Here is an 18,950-nt window from a genome sequence, read left to right as displayed (position 1 = left end):
CCATGAAAACACTGCCTGCCACCTTCCTGCCCTCCACGCTGGCTAGCCTGCTGCTCGCTGGCCTGCTCACGGGCTGCACGCAGCAAACCCCGGCCTACTGGTCGGGCTATGCCGAGGGCGAGTATGTGTATGTGTCCTCCCCGCTGGCCGGACGGGTGGAGGCCGTGGCCGTGCTGGCGGGGCAGAACGTGGCCAAGGATAGTCCGCTATTCAGCATCGATGCCGAAAGCGAACAGATCGCACAACAGGAAGCGGCCGCGCGCCTGAATAGCGCACGGGCTCAGGCCAGCAATCTCAATACGGGCAAACGGCGCGATGAACTGGCCGTCACACGGGCCCAGTTGGCACAGGCACGCGCTGCCGAAGCGCTGGCCAGCCATGATCTGCAGCGCCAGCAGCAACTGGCCGCGCAAGGCTTTGTTTCGAAAGCGCGCGCCGAAGACGCTGCCACCACGCTGTCCCAAAGCCGTGCCCGCGTGGCGGAACTTGCCGCCGCCGTGCAGGTGGCCCAGTTGCCCGGCCGGCAGGATGAGCGAACCGCGCAACGTGCAGCAGCACAGGCGGCACAGGAAGTTCTCAAGCAAAGCCAGTGGCGCACACGCCAGAAACAGCAAAGCGCCATGCAGGCAGCACTGGTGGCCGAGGTGTACTACCGCGTGGGTGAGTACGTACAGGCCGGGCAGCCTGTGCTGTCGCTGCTCCCTCCAGCCAATATCAAGGCGCGCTTCTTCGTGCCCGAGCAGGACGTGGGCACTTTGCACGCTGGTCAGGCTGTCACGATTTCCTGCGATGGCTGCGGCGCCGCCATTCCTGCCCAGATCAGCCGTATCGCCACCCAGCCCGAGTTCACGCCACCAGTGATTTATTCGAATGGCCAGCGCAGCAAACTGGTCTTCATGGTGGAAGCGCGCCCGCAGCTCAAGGATGCAACCCGTCTTAAACCAGGACAGCCACTGGATGTACGTCTGGCTGCAACGACTAGCGTTCAGGGCAACTAGCATGCAGACCGCCACTTCCCTCGCCATCGATGTGCATGGGCTGACCAAACGCTATGGCGGCCGCAATGTGGTCGACGCTATTTCGCTGCAGGTGGAAACGGGGCGCATCGTCGGTTTTCTCGGCCCCAACGGCAGCGGCAAGACCACCACCATCCGCATGATCTGCGGCCTGCTCACACCGGATGCGGGACAGGGTAGTTGCCTCGGTCTCGACATCATGGCCGACGCCATCGCCATCAAGCGCGAAGTGGGTTATATGACGCAGAAGTTCGGCCTATACGACGATCTCTCGATCCGCGAAAACCTCGATTTTGTCGCGCGTCTATTCGAGCTGCCGCAACGCCAGCAGACGGTGGCCGAAGCACTGCAACGGCTTGGCCTGACGGCCCGTCAGGAGCAGCTAGCCGGTTCGCTTTCGGGCGGCTGGAAACAGCGGCTGGCACTGGCCGCCTGCCTGATCCACCGGCCACGCCTGCTACTGCTGGATGAACCCACGGCCGGCGTCGACCCCAAGGCCCGGCGCGATTTCTGGGACCAGATCCATCAACTGGCGCAGCAAGGCATTACGGTACTGGTCTCCACCCACTACATGGATGAAGCGGAGCGCTGCGACAGTCTGGTGTATATCGCTTACGGCAAAATACTGGCACAAGGCACGGCGGCCGCCATCGTCGCCGATGCTGGTGCACGCAATCTGGAAGATGCCTTCGTCAAGCTGGTGGGTCAGGCAGAGGATAACTTCGCATGAATCGCCGCCACACTCGCTTTAGCTGGGCCCGCATGATTGCGGTGTTCATCAAAGAGTTCCAGCAGATGATGCGCGACCGTCTCACCTTTGCCATGGCCGTGGGCGTGCCCATACTCCAACTGGTGCTGTTCGGCTACGCCATCAACACTGATCCCAAAGGGCTGCCGACGGCCATCGTCAGTACCGACAGCGGCCCCATGGGGCGCAGCGTACTGGCGGCCATCCAGAACACGGGATACTTCCGCATCGACCGCGTACTCACCAGCGAGCGCGAGGCAGAAACCCTGATAGAACAAGGCGCGATTCAATTCGTCATCATTATTCCCAGCGACTTTACGCGCCGTCTGGTACGCGGCGAAAAGCCTGCCTTGCTGGTCTCGGCCGATGCGACGGATCCCAGTGCGTCCGGCAACGCCGTTGCCGCACTGGTAGCGCTGGGCCAGCAAGCGCTGAGCCATGATCTGATCGGTCCGCTGCGCAGCCTGAACAGCACCGCGCCCGCCTTCGAAATCCGCATACACCGGCGCTACAATCCGGAAGGGCTATCGCGCTACAACATCGTGCCCGGTCTGGTCGGCACCATACTGACCATGACGATGGTGATGTTGACTTCGCTCGCGATGACGCGCGAGCGCGAACGGGGAACCATGGAAAACCTGCTGGCCACACCGGTACGCCCGAGCGAAGTCATGGTGGGCAAGATACTGCCGTATGTGGTGATGGGCTACGTCCAGCTCGCCGTGATACTGGGTGCCGCATTCATTCTGTTCGCGGTGCCGATGGAAGGCAGCCCGGCCTTGCTGCTGGCGATGATAGGCGTGTTCATCGTGGCCAATCTGGGCGTCGGTTTCACCTTCTCGACCATCGCCAAAAATCAGTTGCAGGCCATGCAGATGACGTTCTTCTTCTTCCTGCCGTCGATGCTGCTATCGGGCTTTATGTTCCCCTTCCGCGGCATGCCCGTGTGGGCGCAATATATCGGCGAAGTGCTGCCACTGACGCACTTCCTGCGCATCGTGCGCGGCATCCTGCTCAAAGGGAATACCTTCAGCCAGCTCTGGCCCGAGCTCTGGCCCATGTGCCTGTTCCTCATCGCCGCCAGCACGGTGGCCATGCTGCGCTATCGCCGCACGCTGGACTAGACCAAGGACACGCAACCCGCATTTCAAATGGGCAGCCAATACCTGGCTGCACCGCACCTTCCGCGCATCCACTTCGTCTTCTCGCACCACTGGCATTGCAATCGCAGAAATTTAGTCTATTTGGACTATGGCGCAGTCATTGTGAAAACTATAAAGTTTCCAAACTTCTATTTAATTTATATTTGCAGGCCGGTGTCGGCTGGGCGACATGCCGTAGATAGGATGGCTTTCTAACACTTTCATGTTCAACACATTCAGCCTTAACGCAATACCAGAACCCTAAGCCACTGTACTGGCAGGTCTGAGCTTGATGTGCTTTGCCCACCATCGCGAGACTAACTAGCTGTCCGACAAGATAAAGGTCAGCAATACCGAGTCCGGCGATCACAAGGCCGCATCGCAAATCAAGCGATAACTATCCTCAGGGAGCCTACATGGAATTTGCCGAGTCGCTATTAGACCCATCACAACCCAGTGCAATTATTCCTCTCGCCCCTGATCGCTGGATACTGTTAATCGCGCATGCGAGCGATGCAGCCAGTGCCCGCTTGGTGCGTCTGGAAGCCGGTGAATTAATACTCGGACGCGTATGCGATCTGCCATTCCCGCCGAGTGCATTTGTAGTCCCGCCCAATGGCAGGCATCAGCCAGCACTTAGTCACCCCCAGCCCTTACGCTTTGCGACCACCAATCTGGCAGGCTGCTGTTATCGTGACTTAGTCGTGGTCAGCGCTATACGCGACTGCTTCAGTCTCGTCGGAGAAATCCGCGAAGGTGCTTTCATCTTTACGCTAGGTCTGAACGGTGACGAACTTATACCGCTGCGGTCACTACAATTACCCCACTTCATACCCGACCCGCTATTTTCACACCAGCGACGCCGCTTCGATCATCTGCAACTGGCACCGGCAGGCGATCGCGTTATCTTGTTGTACCAGCCAGAAGCCGCCCTCAATGATCTAGTGAAAGCCGAGTGGTTAATCGTCGAACCGGACGGCGCCATTGTCTGGAACTGTGGTGCACATCTGAATCGGGTAATTCAGGGAGGCACAATGTTAGCCTTGGGCGATCAGCATGTCGTCCTCGGTGCCGCCAACATACGCTCCTATCCGGAGACGGCGCCACGCGAAGTCCAGATCCTCATCCTGGAATACCCGGTACAGTATCCGCCGTTTCAAATTATTCCCCCGCTGGGCATAGAAGCGCACTCCATCGCACTGGCCCGCTTACCGGACGGACGCTTGGCAGTGGCCACGACTCCCTGCAATGCCGGCGGCCAGGGCACGCTGCGCATAGGGCAAATTAGCGCCTCGGGCATAGAGTGGCAAGCGACGTGGCATTTTTCTGCAGCGCCGGGGCCGATCGCGATTTGCACCACGGCAGGCGCGGCAATCTGCTGCGTCTATAACACGAGCGATGCGACCACATTTGCCGTCATGCATACACAGCGCGGTAATGGCGAACCATTTCATCAACAACGTCTGCGTGATGGTGCTGCAGACGCGCTATATGCGTTTCAGCTGGTCGCATCTGATACCGCCATCGTCCTCGGACGCAGAGAGGACCGCCTATTCGCTGCCCGCTTCACCCTCCCTCTCGCAGGCAATCTGCATAGCGTCCCAGCCACAGCGCGCGATCTCCGCCTGAGCCATGATGGCCACGACCTTGCACTACTCAGTTATATCGACAACGCGGATCAGGAACGGCTGAAATTCTCCGCAGTTTCGGCGGAACAGTTGAACAATGCCATTACTGCACTGGCTCTGCCAGACATAGATGCCGCCACGGTCACTATGCTAGAGGCCGGGCGAGCATTGGTCGTATTACGCCAGCGCTCACTGCCCCATGCAGTACTGGCCCGGCGTAGTCATGAAAATGTCTGGACGTTCGACGAACCTGTCATGCTCACGCCTTTCGCCGCGCGTGATCTGGCGGTGCTGGCCTTACGCCCGAATCTTGCTCTGGTGGTGTGGCTGGCCAGCGATGAACGCGGCAGCAGAAGCACCAGCTATATGCAGCTCCGCATAGGCGCCGAGCGCATCGAAGCCGCGAGCATGCCGCTGCCTCTCTTCACTGACGACGGCAAAGGTGCCGGCACACAACGCGAACCACGCATGCTTGCACTGCCCAAAGACCGTTTTCTTCTGGCCTACCAGAACGCCAGCGGCGCCTGCCTGCGCATCGGTCGGCTGACGGAGGAAGGCAGCCTGGTCTGGGGCACCGTATGCCGTTACGCCGACGGCGCTACGGACGTCAGCTTGGCGCTATTGTCGCCGACCCGCGCAGCATTGGCCTACCGCGACTACATTCGCGACGGCGACTGGGCCACCGTCGTCATGGTCGATCTGCAGCGCGATGAGCCGGCCATAGGCCGTGCAGAAATAATTCACAAGGCGCCGACTGCAGCCATCTCGGAAATTCTCAATACGCCGCATGGCGCCATGCTCGCATATCGCCGGGGCGACTCGACACAGCTACAACTCGCTGATGGAGACGTGCAGGCTGATGGCGGGCGCAGCGACATGCGCCTGCCCATGCGCGTGCGCGAGCTGACGCCAGCCATCCCGGGCGAGTTCGCCATTGCACGGGCCGGCAGCAAACTGCTGCTGGCGGCCCGGCATGACGGACCTAGCCTGCTGCTGCACTCCATCAATCTTGAAGGAAAGGGACAATAATGCCTGCTACAGACAATGACCATGATGCTGGCACCGGTAGCCACAGGAAAGCGGACGCCTGGCGTCTCACGATCAGCGTAGGCATGTATGAGAGCCGCTCGAATTCCGACTTACTCCCGTTCTATGTCGCGCCGGGACATCCCGATACCACGCTACGTGCCAGCCTGGAACTGATTGAGGACGCAGAACAGCAAGACGACTCCGCCACAGACACCGTCGAGCTGGCCTACTCCTCCTACAAAATCCGCTTAACGGGAAAAGATGGGCTGCAACTGCTGAATGCCGAGCTCAGCGAAGAAGATTTTCCAGATGCAGGCGTGCACGACTTCTGGCTGGGCCAAGAGTCTCTGGGTTTGCGCCAACATCTAACTGTCTCGAACTCACCATTCAAGCTCGAACTGCTGATCACTCTGCTTGATAACTCGATCATCCATGCCGAGACCTGTTTCAAGGTGGAGGTTGGAAAAATCCAAGTCCTGCTCGGCAATGTGGATGACCTCACCTACCCGACGCCAGACCGCCCTGTCCCAACTCGGAATCCGAACCAGGATGCCCTTGAGAATAGGAAATATGCATACACCCTATGGCATAACGAGGAATACAGGAGGCGCAACAATGCGCTGATTCAGACACTCCGTCAGCAGGTGTCCAAAGAACTGGGCCAGGCATATCCGGACTCCGCGCCGCTACCGCTCAAGCCATACAGCAAAGCTGATTCCCAACTGGTGCTTCAACTTGCCGGAAATTGTTTCATGACCGGCTATGCCGAGATGTATGACAATACCGGCTTCAGGAGCTATCAGGACTTATGGACCTATAAAACTGCACTCGCGGGACCTTGGAAACAAGGCCCAATGATTCCACTGTACGCCCAGCCACTACTGCGCTGCAGCGGCCTAGAGCATCAATACTGCGTTGATGTTGAGGCGGTCCGCGGCCTGGTTCTAAATTGGACCTGGCAGACCGGCATCACGGTCTCACCTGACCCGAACCTGCCTGATGCCATCAAAGCTGCATTGGATAAGGCCTATACGACGAGCGGCGAGCATCCCCGGCGCAGAGCAGACACCTCGCCTATATTCGGCGGGCAGCGCTATCGCTGTCCACTCATGCAGCTATCCGGGCAACAGCCGCCTGCCACCGAGCTGAACGCAGTAGGCATGGCTAAACTTGACGGCCTATCAAGCGTACTCAACGGCGCGCTCCGCCTCGTCCCTATAGACTTGATCAATGACGGTAAAGTCGCACAAACCAGACTGGACGAAAGTGGCTATAGCCGCGTTCTCATGTATGGTCCCGTCATCTCCAAAGACAGCATATGTCTGCGTCTCGGGTTAGCGCATGATGATAGCGAGGTCAGCACCTTAGATAGCTATTGCTTCAGTAGCATGCGTACCGTGACAGTGCATAACCACATGTTTCGCGAGGGGGGAAAATTCTACCGCACCCAACTACATCCAAACGTCTCGGATGAGCTCAAGAGACTCTTCAGCAAGGCTGGAATCACGCTGACGTTCCCCGATGAGTTTGAGGTCAAAGTTGATCCACACTTCCAGCTTGCCTATAAAAATGCGCTGGTAAAACTGCTGCAGCGTAAAGGGCCACTTAAAGAGCACTTGGTTTTTTTACTTAAGAGCAAAGAGAATTCTACGATCAATATCGCCGGAATACAGGACCGGGATAAGGGCGACCTCTATAAAAAATATAGAAATGAATTAATTGCTGAACAGATAAAAAAACATACGATGTGCCTGATTTTCGAGCAGCGTCTTGACTATCGCAATAGAGTCGCTCAGTTTCTCAACATCGGTACTGAAAACGCTGATTTCCTTGATCCCCTCCTACCTGAAGCGAAAACGGACCTGGCTTATAAAACGATATGTGACAATATCGCCCAAATGTTCGAGGCCCAGGTCGCGCAGGAATACCTCAATCAACTACACGCTAACGATCCGGTTGGCGCATCGGGCCTGCATATCTTCACTTACAACTTCGCCCACAACCTTACCGACAGTTTACTAGGGGTCGGAATAGGTATCGCCTCGGGTTACGCCGCCATGCCCCAGGCGTGCCCAGCGTGCAATACGCCCAAACCCTCCAAGACCTATCCGTTTTCCTTGACACCGGCGGACCAAACTTGCGATTGCGGCTACGAACTGCGCAATATTGCATCGATTACGTTGACCTTCCCGGAAGCATTATTCTCGTCAGAAAGCAGCGGCACTAGCATACAGGCCCAACTTGCCAAGCTGGGGCTTACCCAGTTTGCAAAGAAACACCCGCAGCTGAATGACACCATGGGGGAGACCCTGGCGCATGAGCTGGGGCACAGCCTATTTCTTCCCCACGCCCCTTTCCCTACCACACCACCCGAAATGCAACCTGCAGGTGGTGCCGCCCACTTGCATCAGAGCGACGATCCTCTATGCATTATGTCTTACACCAACTTCAAGGCAGAGCAATATCGCTACAAGCATTTCTGCGCCATTTGCACTCTGCGACTACGCGGCTGGAGCGGCGGAAAAACACTCGATATCAACGACGACTGGAAATGGATCGAGCAAACTGCTTTTGCTGAACAGCCCGACCTACTCGCACAAATCCGCGAGCAGCGCAAGAAACGCAACCTGGTCTATTCCGCCCCGACCCGCTCCGGGTTCAATCAAACTGACTCTACGCCATAAAGGAGAGGGGACATGCCCCTGACCAATCTCGAGGCCGCGTTTCGCCGCGCCATATCGATGCCGGGCGAGAATCAGTCGCGCCTGTTTCTTAGCAAAGGGAATCCCGCCCTGCCCGGCCCAGCCGACCTGCTCGTGCTGCTCGCCCATCAGAACGAATTGTCGCTCGAAAATCCCCTTATCCTAACCGAAAGCAACAAGCTGAAAGTCTCCGGTCGCGGACAAATACTGGGCGCAGAAAACTGCCTGATCGAATTTGCGTTCGATGCCAGCGATACCGAAGTCGCGCTACGCATCACCATCGATCTGCCCGACGACTGGACCCTCAACCACGGCTTTCCCTCGCTGCCACGCAGCTACCTCGGCGCGTTCGCACTCAAGCAACCCCAAGTCATTCTGGCAACCAGCACAGACGACAATGCGCTACACACCGAGATCCGCTGCGATCTTCCCGCGATGGGACTGGCAAACGTGCGGATTAGCGTCGCCAGACTGTCCCCGGTTTATACCTTGCACTGGCAAGCGGCCACGGACTGGATGCTCGACGGCTTGCCAGAGGCTTGCTTGCAGCGTCCTACCATCCGCATCATTCAGGATAGGCGCGGCAATGCCAGCGGCATGTGTTCCGGCACGCTGGCAGTGACGGTGACGGGTGACTATGCCGGCACATTTGCGCTGCCGATGGAAGTCACGCTGCCAACACTGGGCGGCGCTATCCGTCTGGCCCAAGCCGCTGACAGCGTTACACCACTTCCCGATGTGCGTCAGCTGGCCGCACTACTGGGCGGTACGGCGCTAGCCTCGGTGATCCCGCAGCGCATCGCCGAGTTATCCAGCGGATTCTCGCTATCCCGGGCCGAGCTGCACTACATCCCCAGGAACCAGCGCGTCGAAAGGCTAGCGCTGGGCGTTACGTCGGCGCACCGCTGGAACATCGCCGAACGCACGACCGAGCAGGGCACGGAAACCCTGCTCGGCATACACAGCTTGTCGTTCGAACTGGAAGCGGAGCAGCGCGGGCAAGGCTGGTCGGTCGGCGGCACACTGGGGGGTATCTTGCAACTGGGAGAGCAAGATATCGCCGTGCGCCTCAACAAACCTGTCGCGAGTACGCTCTGGCATCTGGTCCTGGCCGACAGCAGCGCAACCAATGGTGGCACAGGACCGATAGTACTCCCCGGTCTCGATGACTTGCTGCGCATGGCAGGCGGCAACGATATCGCGGCCGCCCTGCCGAGCGGCTTCAACGCTGCTGTAGGCAGACTCAGCTTGTCCGACCTGGAAGTCGTGATCGATCCCGGTGCCGGCGGAGCAGCGGCCCGCCTGCCCACCATTGATGCGCTCAGTTTCAGCGTAAACTGGCAGCACCAGTGGGACATCATCCCCGGCTGGTTCAGCGCGCAGGATGCCTATCTCAGCTGGACCGTCACCGATCCGCTCAATCAGCGCGCTGTTCGCAGTTTCGAATGCCAGCTCGATGCCCGCTTCAGCATTGCTGGCGTGCCGCTGCGCTTTGTGGTGCAACTGCCGGAAAAAAAATTCCGTGCCGAACTCTATCCGGGCCAGACGCCGCTATGCCTGCACAGCCTGGCTACCCACTTCCTTGGCGACGCCAACGGCCTCGCCGATGTGCTACCCGATATCCGCTTCCCCCGTGCCAGCATCGCCTTCGATCTGGCAGGCCAGGCCTTTAGTCTGCAAGCCGAGGCTTACGGCCGGTTTACCATCATCGAACAATGGTTCAGCATCGATGCTGTTACCATAGACCTGCAGCTGGAGCATCTCAAGGATGCGCCACAACGGCGCGTGCGCGGCCAGCTGGCCGCACGTTTCAACCTGCTTGATGATATTTCGCTGGACGTGCGTGCCGCGCTCGGACCCGCCGCCAGCCATGCCGCCAACCAGACGGAATGGGCGCCGCTGACCTTCCTCGGCACCATACCGAAAATCCGCATCGCCATCTTGCTGGCCCGGCTGCTGCCGGCCAGCGCCAGCCTACCGCCCGAACTGGAAGGGCTGGGCGCTGTCGAATTCGTTGATCTAAGCCTGAGCGTCACGCCGGCCAGCGGCGCCTTCCGCATCGCTGGCACCATGCAGAATTTGCAGCTGGCATTGCCGCTGGGGGCAGGCCAGCTGTGCATCAAACAACTGGTTTTCGAGTTTGACCGCAACACCAGCGGCCAGCTGCAATGCAAGCTGAGCCTGGACGGCAGCGCCACCCTGCTGGACATTGCCGGCCTCGATGCCTTCCACTTTGCCCTGGACTATAACGAGCAGCAGCAGGCGCTGGTCCTGAGCGGACAAGTCGATGCCCGCCTGATGGGCCAGCCCGTCAGCCTGCAAGCCGGCTATCGCCAGCATGCCGGCCAACGTAGTCTCGAACTGCGCGCCGACTTCCCGCAGCCATGGACACTGGCCGACATCCCGGGTGTGGTCAGCCTATCGCTGGGCCAGCTGGCGCTTTCGCTGGCAACAGACGGCCAGCAGCAGACCTGGCGTGTCAGTGCCAACGCTTGCGACTTCCAGTTGGTCGATGTCATACGCATACGCAACGGTAATCTGAGCCTGTTTTCTGCCGCCGGCCAAACTGGGCTCAGTTTCACGGCGACAGCAGCCGAAATTACGCTGGACCTGCCCGCCACGAACGGCGCTGCGCCTGGCCTCAAACTAGCCTTCCAGGAAATCCGTCTATTGCGTCTGGCCGACAGCACCAGCAATACCCAGGCGGCGGACGGGCTGCTACCGGGCTGGAATTTCCTGGCCGATGTAGGCCTGAGCTTTAGTGCCATGCCGGGACCGCTGGATCGCTTCCTGACCCAGCAACTGCAGGCGCGCTGCCGGGTCAATCGCGACGGGGTCAAACTGGAGGCGAGCCGGCTGACCCAGCCCGTGGTGCTACGCATTCCGGTACTGGGCGAAGGCGCCGATGCACTCGATGTGGGTACAGGCATACTCGACGTGGAAAATATCGCTATCACGCTGGGCAAGGCGCCGGCCCTGTCGGCCGAACTCTGCGTTGGTCTGCCGTCCAAACTCAACCGCATCTTTGGTGACCGCACCGGTAGCCAGGAAGCCGCCTGCCGCGTATTTCGCACCTACGATCCGGCAGCGGCCGATCGTGGCCTGATCCGCGCCCGCCTCAGCATCCATCAGGACGGCATCACACTGGCCATGCTCAACTCGCCGTTCGCCGGCTTCGATGTGCAGAACGGTAAGATCCGGCTCGATCTGGGCGAATTCGGCCTGGTGGTGATCGACTTGCCTACCCTGTCGCTGGGCGGCAAGGGCGGTTTTTCCGCCAGCGGCGGTTTCGCCATCGACCGCGAACGCGGCCTGCGCTTACCGCTCACCCCGCTGCGCGCGCTGTTCTCCGTGCTGGCCCAGGCCGTGCGCCCCCACGACAGCCAGACTGCCGACATCCTCAGCAAGATAGGCGCAGCGATTCCGCGCGGCATACCGATCAAGACTTTCTCGCTGTTCCAGCAAAATCCGCAAACAGGCTTGAAAGACTTCAGCATAGAGATGCTGGAGCAGATGATCGCCGAGAATGGCGGCACGCTGGATGGCGGCCGCCTGCCCGACGCCATCCGCATGCCCCTCAATGCGCTGGGCGACCAACTGGAACGGTTGCCCGAACGCTTCAAGGACTATCTGGAAATCTCGATTCCGCAGGCAGCCCGCTTTAGCCTGACGCTGCAGGCAGCGGGCGGCGTGGAATTCGCCGTCTCCACCGAGGGCGATCCCATCCGCCTGCTGCTGCCCGGCTTCCCCATGCTGATCGGCGTCGAGCTACGCAAGCTCAGTTTCGGCGCCGTCGCTGGTGGCCAGTTGCTACTGCTGGCCGGCAGCTTGCGCCTCGATCTGTTCGACGTGCCGACCCTGGCGGCCACACTGCTGCTGCCATTCGAGCAGATGCAGAATGTGCTGCCTAAGGCGGCGCGCCTGCGCCGCACCGCCATCCTCGACGACTTCACCATGCTGATCATTCCGGCCGGTCCCGTCCCCATACCGGTGCCGCTATTCTTTGACAAGCTGGGGCTGGAAATCGTCTCTGTCGAGGGCACGGAAATCGTTTCGAGTTTCTCCCTGCCGAGACCGGAATTCGATGCGCAGGAAATGCTGGCCATCCTTTCCAATACCCTGAAATATTTCAGGACGCCGGATTTCTACTTCCCGCTAGACCAGCTGCCCCAGCATATGAACATCGTCTTCACCGTGGGACCCAACTACCTGCGCCTGCCGAAATTCCTCGATGCCTATGACGATGCGGCCTGGCCCCAGGGCGCCGTCACGGGCGGCACGGTGCTGGGCACGCAGCAAGCGCTGGAACCCGTCAACACCCTCAAGCTGATCTGGTCTTTGCTCAACACCATCAAGCGCGCTTCGCCACATGATCTGATACAGGCGATACCCTTGAAGTACCGGGTCGGCAGCAAACAGGCGGCGCTATTCGGCTTCCTCAACACCCGGCTGGACTGGGCCCTCACCACGCCGGAAGAATTCGTCAGCACCGCCATTCCCACCCTGCAGCTGAACCGCGACGAAGACGTGCAGGAGATACTGGCCTATCTGCCCGCCGACAGTTCGCTAGGCTACGCAACCTTGCCCGGCTGGATAGATCCGTGTACGGACGCGGCAGCGGCCGGCCAGCTCGGCATCCATCTGCGTGCCCGCCCGCGGGTCACGGCCGCGACGCGCGGCGTGGTGGCGCTGTTGCGGGGCAAGGCCGATCTGGCCGGCGTGATAGAGCTCGACACCCTGGTCGCACTGGGCGCCGTCAGTGGCGACGGCATGAGCGCCGGCCTGCGCTTCAAAGGCCGGCTAGCCGGCCTGCTCGATATCGAACTGGCCGGTGCAGCCTGGGTGGCAGCGGGGCAAGAACCACGCGGCTTCCGCGTATTCGGCCGGGCCAGCGCCAGTATGGATCCCGCTCTGCTGGGGCGTAGCGAACCCGTGCTTGAGGCGAACTGGGAACTGAACCGCCAGGAGATAGCACTGGGCGGCAGATTCAACCTGCTGCCGGAGGGCTGCCCGCTGCAGCTCAAAGGCTGCTTGTCGGGCCGGTTGACCGGCGTCTCCTTCGAACTGCACGGCGACCTGCTGTTCAGCCTGGGTAGCGGCTTCCGTTTTGCCGCCCGGCTTGCCCTGTTTAGCGGCACGCGCCAGCTCGATGGCCGTAGCGAAAACGTCGACGAATTCAGGCTACAGCTCGCCTTCATGGCCGCCACACTGGCGCTGGAGGTGATACGGCGTGATAACAGTCTGCTGATGCGTGGCGACTTCACCCCGATCTCGCTAGGTGGTGGGCTGGTGCGTATCGAGGCCGGCGCCCGGCCGGCCGGCGAACCGGCGGCGCTGCTGCAGATCGAGCAGGGCCAGCTACGGCGCTTCTCCCTGCACGGCGCCATCGCCTTGCTGGGCATCGCCAATAGCAGCATAGATATCGATTATCAGGCCGAGCAGCAAACCCTGTCCTTCGCCCTGCAGCATCAGATCGACTTTGCCGGACTGCACCACGCACTGAGCTTGCAGGCGCATATGTCGTCGCCGGCAGATATCGCCGCCCATGCCCACTTTGCACTGGTACTCGATATCGGCGCGGCACTGGCGGCCGCCGTCAAAGCCCTGACCGGCCTGCCTTGCCCGGTATTCTCCTTGCGCACCGGCTTTATCATCGATAGCTCCATCGTCCTCGCCACCGAACGCGCGATCGATCCGGAAGAACTGCAGCGACAGGAAATCGTCCGGCGTCAGCAGGCCGCAGCAACGCGCCAGCAACTGGCCGAGCATGCCCAGCAACTGGCCTCGGTACTCGAGCAAGCCTTGTTGCGCACCGCTGCAGCGCGGCTGCGTGCCGAGGCCAGGCTCAATACCTGTCACGATGCGGTCGATGCACTGCGCCAGGAAATCGTTTCGACGGAAAAACAATTACTGGGATTACGTCAGGTGCTGGAACAGCGGGCGCCTGCAACGGCCGTGGAAAGGGCCGCGCAAGTAGCAGCCTATGCTGCCGCCGCCCGCCGCCTGGGCGTGGAAGTGGAAGCCCATTACGCATTGCTGCAGAACGAAGCCGACGCGCTGCTGCACGACCGGACCCTGATACGCATGGCCATCGAGACCGCCGAACTCGATTGGGACCGGTGCGAAGCGGGCGGCGACCGTGTGCAGGCGCGCCAGCTACGCGATACAGTAGGCAAGCTGCGGCGCGAAGAACAACTGATCACCCGGGCCGTGATACAAATCCGCGATCTGCTGACGCGTCGTCCCGAGGCCGAGCTACGCAATGCATACATGCAGGCCCAGCAAGAAGAACAACAGGCGCGCGCAGATCGCAGCGCCACCGGACAGCCGCTCAGCGCCAGCGCCGAGCAGCGCTGGGCAGTAGAAGCCGAACTGCTGCGACTGCGCGAAGCCACGCAATGGCAGTTGCCGCTGGCAGCGGACGATACCGTCCATCCCCTGCCCGCGCCGCCAGCCACAGGCAAGACCTCGTTCAGTCTGAAGGTGCAGGCCTCGGTATGGCTGTTCGGCATACGTTTCCAGCTCGACCTGCTGTTCGAGCAAGCCGATCTGCAAGCACTGGCCGGACGCGACGTCATGGCCAGCATACCCCAGCTGGTGCAGAGCGCCATACTGAGCAATGCTGCCAGCATGATACGGCGCGGCTTCAGCAGTCTTGCCGCCGCAGCCGGCGCCCTGTTACGTTTCCTGATGGACCCGGCTTACCGGCGCACCATGCTGGAATCAGGACGCAGCGCGGCCCAGCACTTCCTGCCGGCAGAGCAAGCGCACACGCTGCCGCCGGCGACCATCTCCAGTCCAGTCACGGCCGCCCTGCCCACGCTGGCTGCCAGCCCGCTGGCGGTCGGCACTGCCGGCGAACTGAGCGATGATGAATGGGCCAGCATACAGCAGCAGGCCCATAGCGCACTGGACCAGTTAAGCGCCGGTCTGGCGGCCGACAGCGCCATCGATGCCGAACACATCCGCGAGATGTTGCTAACGACGGGCTGGGCGGCCGACGACATACAGCAAATGCTGGACGCCGCAGCCAGCGTATAAAGCCAGCCCTTGCTGCGCCAGGCACAGCACTGTGCCTGGCCGGATCGGCACGGCCGCGCCACTCGGTCTATAATGTTCCGGTCGCCACCCCACAACACGCTCATGCAACGTCGCCTCCCGTCCCTGCTGCTGGCTCTGTTCGCTACCCTGCCTTTGCAGGCCGTGCAGGCTGCGCCCGGCGAACTGGTGATGCTGGCACCGCTGGACCAGACCATGCCCGTGGTGCGCTTCCAGAATGGCGTGCTGGCGGGCGGCATCGTCAAAGACCTGGGCGACGCACTGGCGCAGCGGCTGGGCCGGCGCGCGGTCTACCTGAGCGTGGATGTGTACGGCGTTACGCCCGCACTCACCAGCGGCAAAGCCGATGCCATGTGCTATGTCTCGCCGAGCTGGATCGATGGCGAGTACGACTGGAGCGTGCCGATGCTGCCCGACGCTGAAATGGTGGTGGCACAAGCCGATGCGCCGCATCTGAATTCGCTCAAGGATTTGCGCGACAAACCGACCGGCACCGTTGCCGGCTACCGCTATCCGCGCATCGAACAAGTGCTGGGCCGGCGCTTCGCGCGCGTCGATGCGCCGAATATGCAGGCCAATCTGCAAAACATGCTGGCGGCGAAAACGCCCTACACCATGGCCAGCGAAAACATCCTCAACTACATGCAGCGCATGCACCCGCAGCTCAAGTTGCGCGCCGACCTGGTGTTTTTCTCCTACAAAGCCCAGTGTGCGTTCTCGCGCAAAGCATCGTTGCCGTTTGCCGAAGCCAGCCGCGCCATCGATGGGCTGCTGCACGATGGCATCGTGGACCAGATCCTCGCACGTTACCGCTAACATCGTAGCCACCGCTTGCGCCGCCCCTGACACCCCTGGCATAGGCGCCACCATAAATGGCTACCCCCTCCGCCACCAGTCGTAAAAAAACGCCCCTGAGGGCTTACAGCGCGAATTTGAGCCAAAATTTAGGCGCACCGAAAAAAGAGTTTGTATTTTGACTTGGATCAAAGTTTTTTGTGCTTCGCATCAATACACTTCTATCCGTTACTTAACGACGACAGAAGAGGAAGTAAAATGAACAAGTCTTTAGCAGCAGCAGTGTTGGCAACCCTGAGCCTGGCAGCATCGACCGCCGCAGTGGCACAAGAAACCCCATGGCTGGTGCGCGTTCGCGCAGTGCATATCGACCCAGCTGACAAGTCGGATCCAGTTGGCGGCGCCGGTGCATCGGACCGTCTGACCGTTAGCAGCAAAACCATTCCAGAACTCGACGTATCGTATTTCTTCACGCCGAACCTGGCTGCTGAACTGATCCTGACCTACCCACAGAAACACGACGTGTTCCTGGACGGCGGCAAAATCGGTACCTTCAAACATCTGCCACCAACCCTGCTGGCTCAGTACCACTTCGTACTGGACGCACCGATCAAGCCATACATCGGCGCTGGTGTGAACTACACCACCCTGTCGAAAGTTGACCTGCTGGCTGGTAAAGCCGGTCTGGAACACGACAGCTTCGGCTTCGCTCTGCAAGCTGGTGTGGACTACGCCATCGACAAGAAATGGTCGCTGAACGTGGACGTGAAAAAAGTACAGATCCGTAGCGATGTGTTCATCGGCGGCGCCAAAGCTAGCGCTGTTAAAGTAGACCCACTGCTGGTTGGCGTAGGCGTAGGCTACCGCTTCTAAGCAAGTCTGCAGGCAATGATCTGTCCTTCAATGAGGACAGATTGCTGCACCGCGAACTGATCTGATGCCCGTGCTTGCACGGGCATTGTTGTTTTATAGAGCACTGCTGCAAGATCGCTATAATGTTGCTACATTAAGCGTAACCTGAACGGAAACCCGCCCCATGCGCAAGTTGCTGATTATTCTGACTTCCCTGCTGCTCACTGCCTGCGTCGACGATAGCGCCTCCTACCATGTGGATGGCGAGAACGGCAGCCATGTGCTGACCCTGCATCGCGTGCAGAAGCATTTCTGGAGCAAGGACAGTGACGTGGAAATCATCATCCAGCATCTGCCCGATTGCCTGCGCCGCATCCCGCTGACCGATATGCCGGCCGATGAGGTGGAAGTGGAACTGCTGTCCGGCGGCGACAACGTCTGGACCCTGCGCGCCGGGGAAGAAGTGTGGCAGGTGGAATCGCAAACCTGCAGCCAGTATCCCGATGTCAAAGGCGATGGCGGCGAACTGATAGGCGTGTTCCGCGTCGACGAGAAAAAACTGGTGTTCGAAGCAGCCGTGCTCGAAAGCGTGCCCGACACGGCGCCCGCCAACAAATAAGCGCGGCTGCCGGCCGCCTCAGGCTGGCAGCGCCAGTTGTGGCCAGCGCACCAGTTTCTGCAACTGGGCGGCATTGCGCTGATGCCGTGCATCCTCGCCAGCAATCGCCACATCCTCCAGCAACGCCAGCCGCGCCTGCTCGATACGGGCACTGTCGGCCGCTGCCAGCTCCATCAGATTACTCAGATAAGTCACGCCCCACTGGATGCGGGTAGCCGGACCGACGGCGGTTTCGTAAGCATGCTGGTACCAGTCCAGCACAGCGGCGATATCGCCGCGCCGTTTGGCGATGCCCGCCAGACTGAGCATGAAGTAGAACGGCGTATGCGATGCGGGCAAATGGGATTGCAGCAAATGCTCGGCATCCGCGCCCAACCCCGCTTCATTGAACAGGCTTACGGCCGTATTGACCAGCGTGTGCAACTGGTAGGCATCGCTGGCCGCATCGAGTGCCGCCGCCACCTGCTGGTGCGCCACCTCATGCATGGCCGCACTCGGTGCCAGCAGACGCGCCATGCGCAACTGCAGACGGGCCGCCGCCAGTTTATCGGGCGGCGCCAGCCAGAAATCATCAGCCCACAGGGCGGCACGATCGCGCAGCGCGGCCGCCACGCTTTCGCGCTGGGCACACAGCTTGATCAATTCAATGCCGTAGTTGTTGAGCAAGTCCATATTGGCACGGGCCACCGCCTCGTCTGCACAAACGGCCAGCAGCAGGGCTGCGCCGGCTTCCGGCGAACTGGCCTGCGCCAGCAGTGCGTGCAGCTTCAGCCGTGGCAACGCCGTGGCCGCCGTGGCCGCCGCGGTGCCAGCGTTCAGCAGCGCCAGCAAGGTGGGCGCCAGCGCCCGCTCGCCGAGTAATGCGCCTTCATCCGTATCCCAGGAATAATCGGCCAGCAAGTTCCACTCGGCGGCGCTGAGTGCACGGCTGGCAGTCAATGCCGCCTGCAGTGCCGTGGCCGCACTGGAACCGGCCGCGTGCACGGCCAGTGCCTGCGCCAGCGCTGCGGCAAACCGTTCACCATCGAACTCGCAGGGCAGGCGGGTGATTTCCGTGCCGTCGGGCGCAAACAGCACCAGCGTGGGATAGCTGCGCAAGCGTAACTGTCCGGCCAGCGCCTGTGCGCCTGCGCTATCGCCGTCGAGCTGGCAGCATAGTAGCTGGCGGCTGAGCGCCTGCACTGCGCTGTGCGCAAAGATTTCCGATTTCACCCGGTTGCACGGCGGGCACCACTGCGCGCCCCAGTACAGAAACAAAGGCTGCTGTTGCGCTGCCGCCTGAGCCAGCGCTGCCGCCGGCGTGCCTTGCCACCATGTGATTGCCGTCATCGATCTACCTTTGCTACTGTCAGTCTGTGTG

The 18,950-nt window shown here is 60.7% G+C and carries 9 protein-coding genes and 1 pseudogene; 9 read left to right on the top strand and 1 reads right to left on the bottom strand.

The genetic code is table 11. From position 1 onward, the window contains the following. The first annotated feature begins 2 nt into the window (after positions 1-2). The 9 genes and pseudogenes from GM655_RS20065 (at position 3) to GM655_RS20025 (ending at position 17,590) form a co-directional block, all read left to right on the top strand. The gene (locus tag GM655_RS20065; protein WP_196308812.1) at positions 3-998 is read left to right on the top strand and encodes an HlyD family secretion protein; all 996 of its coding nucleotides are present in this window, start codon (positions 3-5) and stop codon (positions 996-998) included. 1 nt (position 999) lies between these two features. Then, positions 1,000-1,674 (top strand): annotated as a pseudogene (locus GM655_RS20060) (ABC transporter ATP-binding protein); the annotation flags it as partial. A 68-nt stretch (positions 1,675-1,742) separates the two neighbouring features. Continuing rightward, on the top strand, positions 1,743-2,888 hold the full coding sequence (locus GM655_RS20055) for an ABC transporter permease (protein WP_155436449.1): 1,146 nt from the start codon (positions 1,743-1,745) through the stop codon (positions 2,886-2,888). A gap of 434 nt (positions 2,889-3,322) precedes the next feature. Beyond that, positions 3,323-5,563 carry a hypothetical protein gene (locus GM655_RS20050; RefSeq protein ID WP_155436448.1) on the top strand — a complete coding sequence of 747 codons (2,241 nt, stop codon included), beginning with the start codon at positions 3,323-3,325 and terminating at the stop codon, positions 5,561-5,563. Beyond that, positions 5,563-8,247: a zinc metalloprotease gene (locus tag GM655_RS20045; RefSeq protein WP_155436447.1), complete on the top strand. Its 2,685-nt coding sequence runs from the start codon at positions 5,563-5,565 to the stop codon at positions 8,245-8,247. The genes GM655_RS20050 and GM655_RS20045 overlap by 1 nt, the downstream gene beginning before the upstream one ends. Before the next feature lie 12 nt (positions 8,248-8,259). Continuing rightward, positions 8,260-15,306, top strand: a complete 7,047-nt coding sequence (locus GM655_RS20040; RefSeq protein ID WP_155436446.1) for a hypothetical protein — start codon at positions 8,260-8,262, stop codon at positions 15,304-15,306. Between the two features lie 102 nt (positions 15,307-15,408). Beyond that, positions 15,409-16,140: a substrate-binding periplasmic protein gene (locus GM655_RS20035; RefSeq protein ID WP_155436445.1), complete on the top strand. Its 732-nt coding sequence runs from the start codon at positions 15,409-15,411 to the stop codon at positions 16,138-16,140. A 237-nt stretch (positions 16,141-16,377) separates the two neighbouring features. Beyond that, the gene (locus GM655_RS20030) at positions 16,378-16,992 is read left to right on the top strand and encodes an OmpW/AlkL family protein (protein WP_155436444.1); all 615 of its coding nucleotides are present in this window, start codon (positions 16,378-16,380) and stop codon (positions 16,990-16,992) included. A gap of 163 nt (positions 16,993-17,155) precedes the next feature. After that, the gene (locus tag GM655_RS20025) at positions 17,156-17,590 is read left to right on the top strand and encodes a hypothetical protein (protein WP_155436443.1); all 435 of its coding nucleotides are present in this window, start codon (positions 17,156-17,158) and stop codon (positions 17,588-17,590) included. 18 nt (positions 17,591-17,608) lie between these two features. Here the strand turns inward: GM655_RS20025 and GM655_RS20020 are convergent, their stop codons facing one another. Continuing rightward, complete coding sequence (locus GM655_RS20020; RefSeq protein ID WP_155436442.1) at positions 17,609-18,919, bottom strand: thioredoxin family protein; 1,311 nt, start codon at positions 18,917-18,919, stop codon at positions 17,609-17,611. Positions 18,920-18,950 lie beyond the last annotated feature (31 nt).

The sequence above is a fragment of the Pseudoduganella danionis genome, assembly GCF_009720775.1.
Classification (GTDB): domain Bacteria; phylum Pseudomonadota; class Gammaproteobacteria; order Burkholderiales; family Burkholderiaceae_D; genus Rugamonas; species Rugamonas danionis.
The sequence above is the reverse complement of the archived record's forward strand: the minus strand, read 5'-3'. Positions and strand labels throughout refer to the sequence as shown.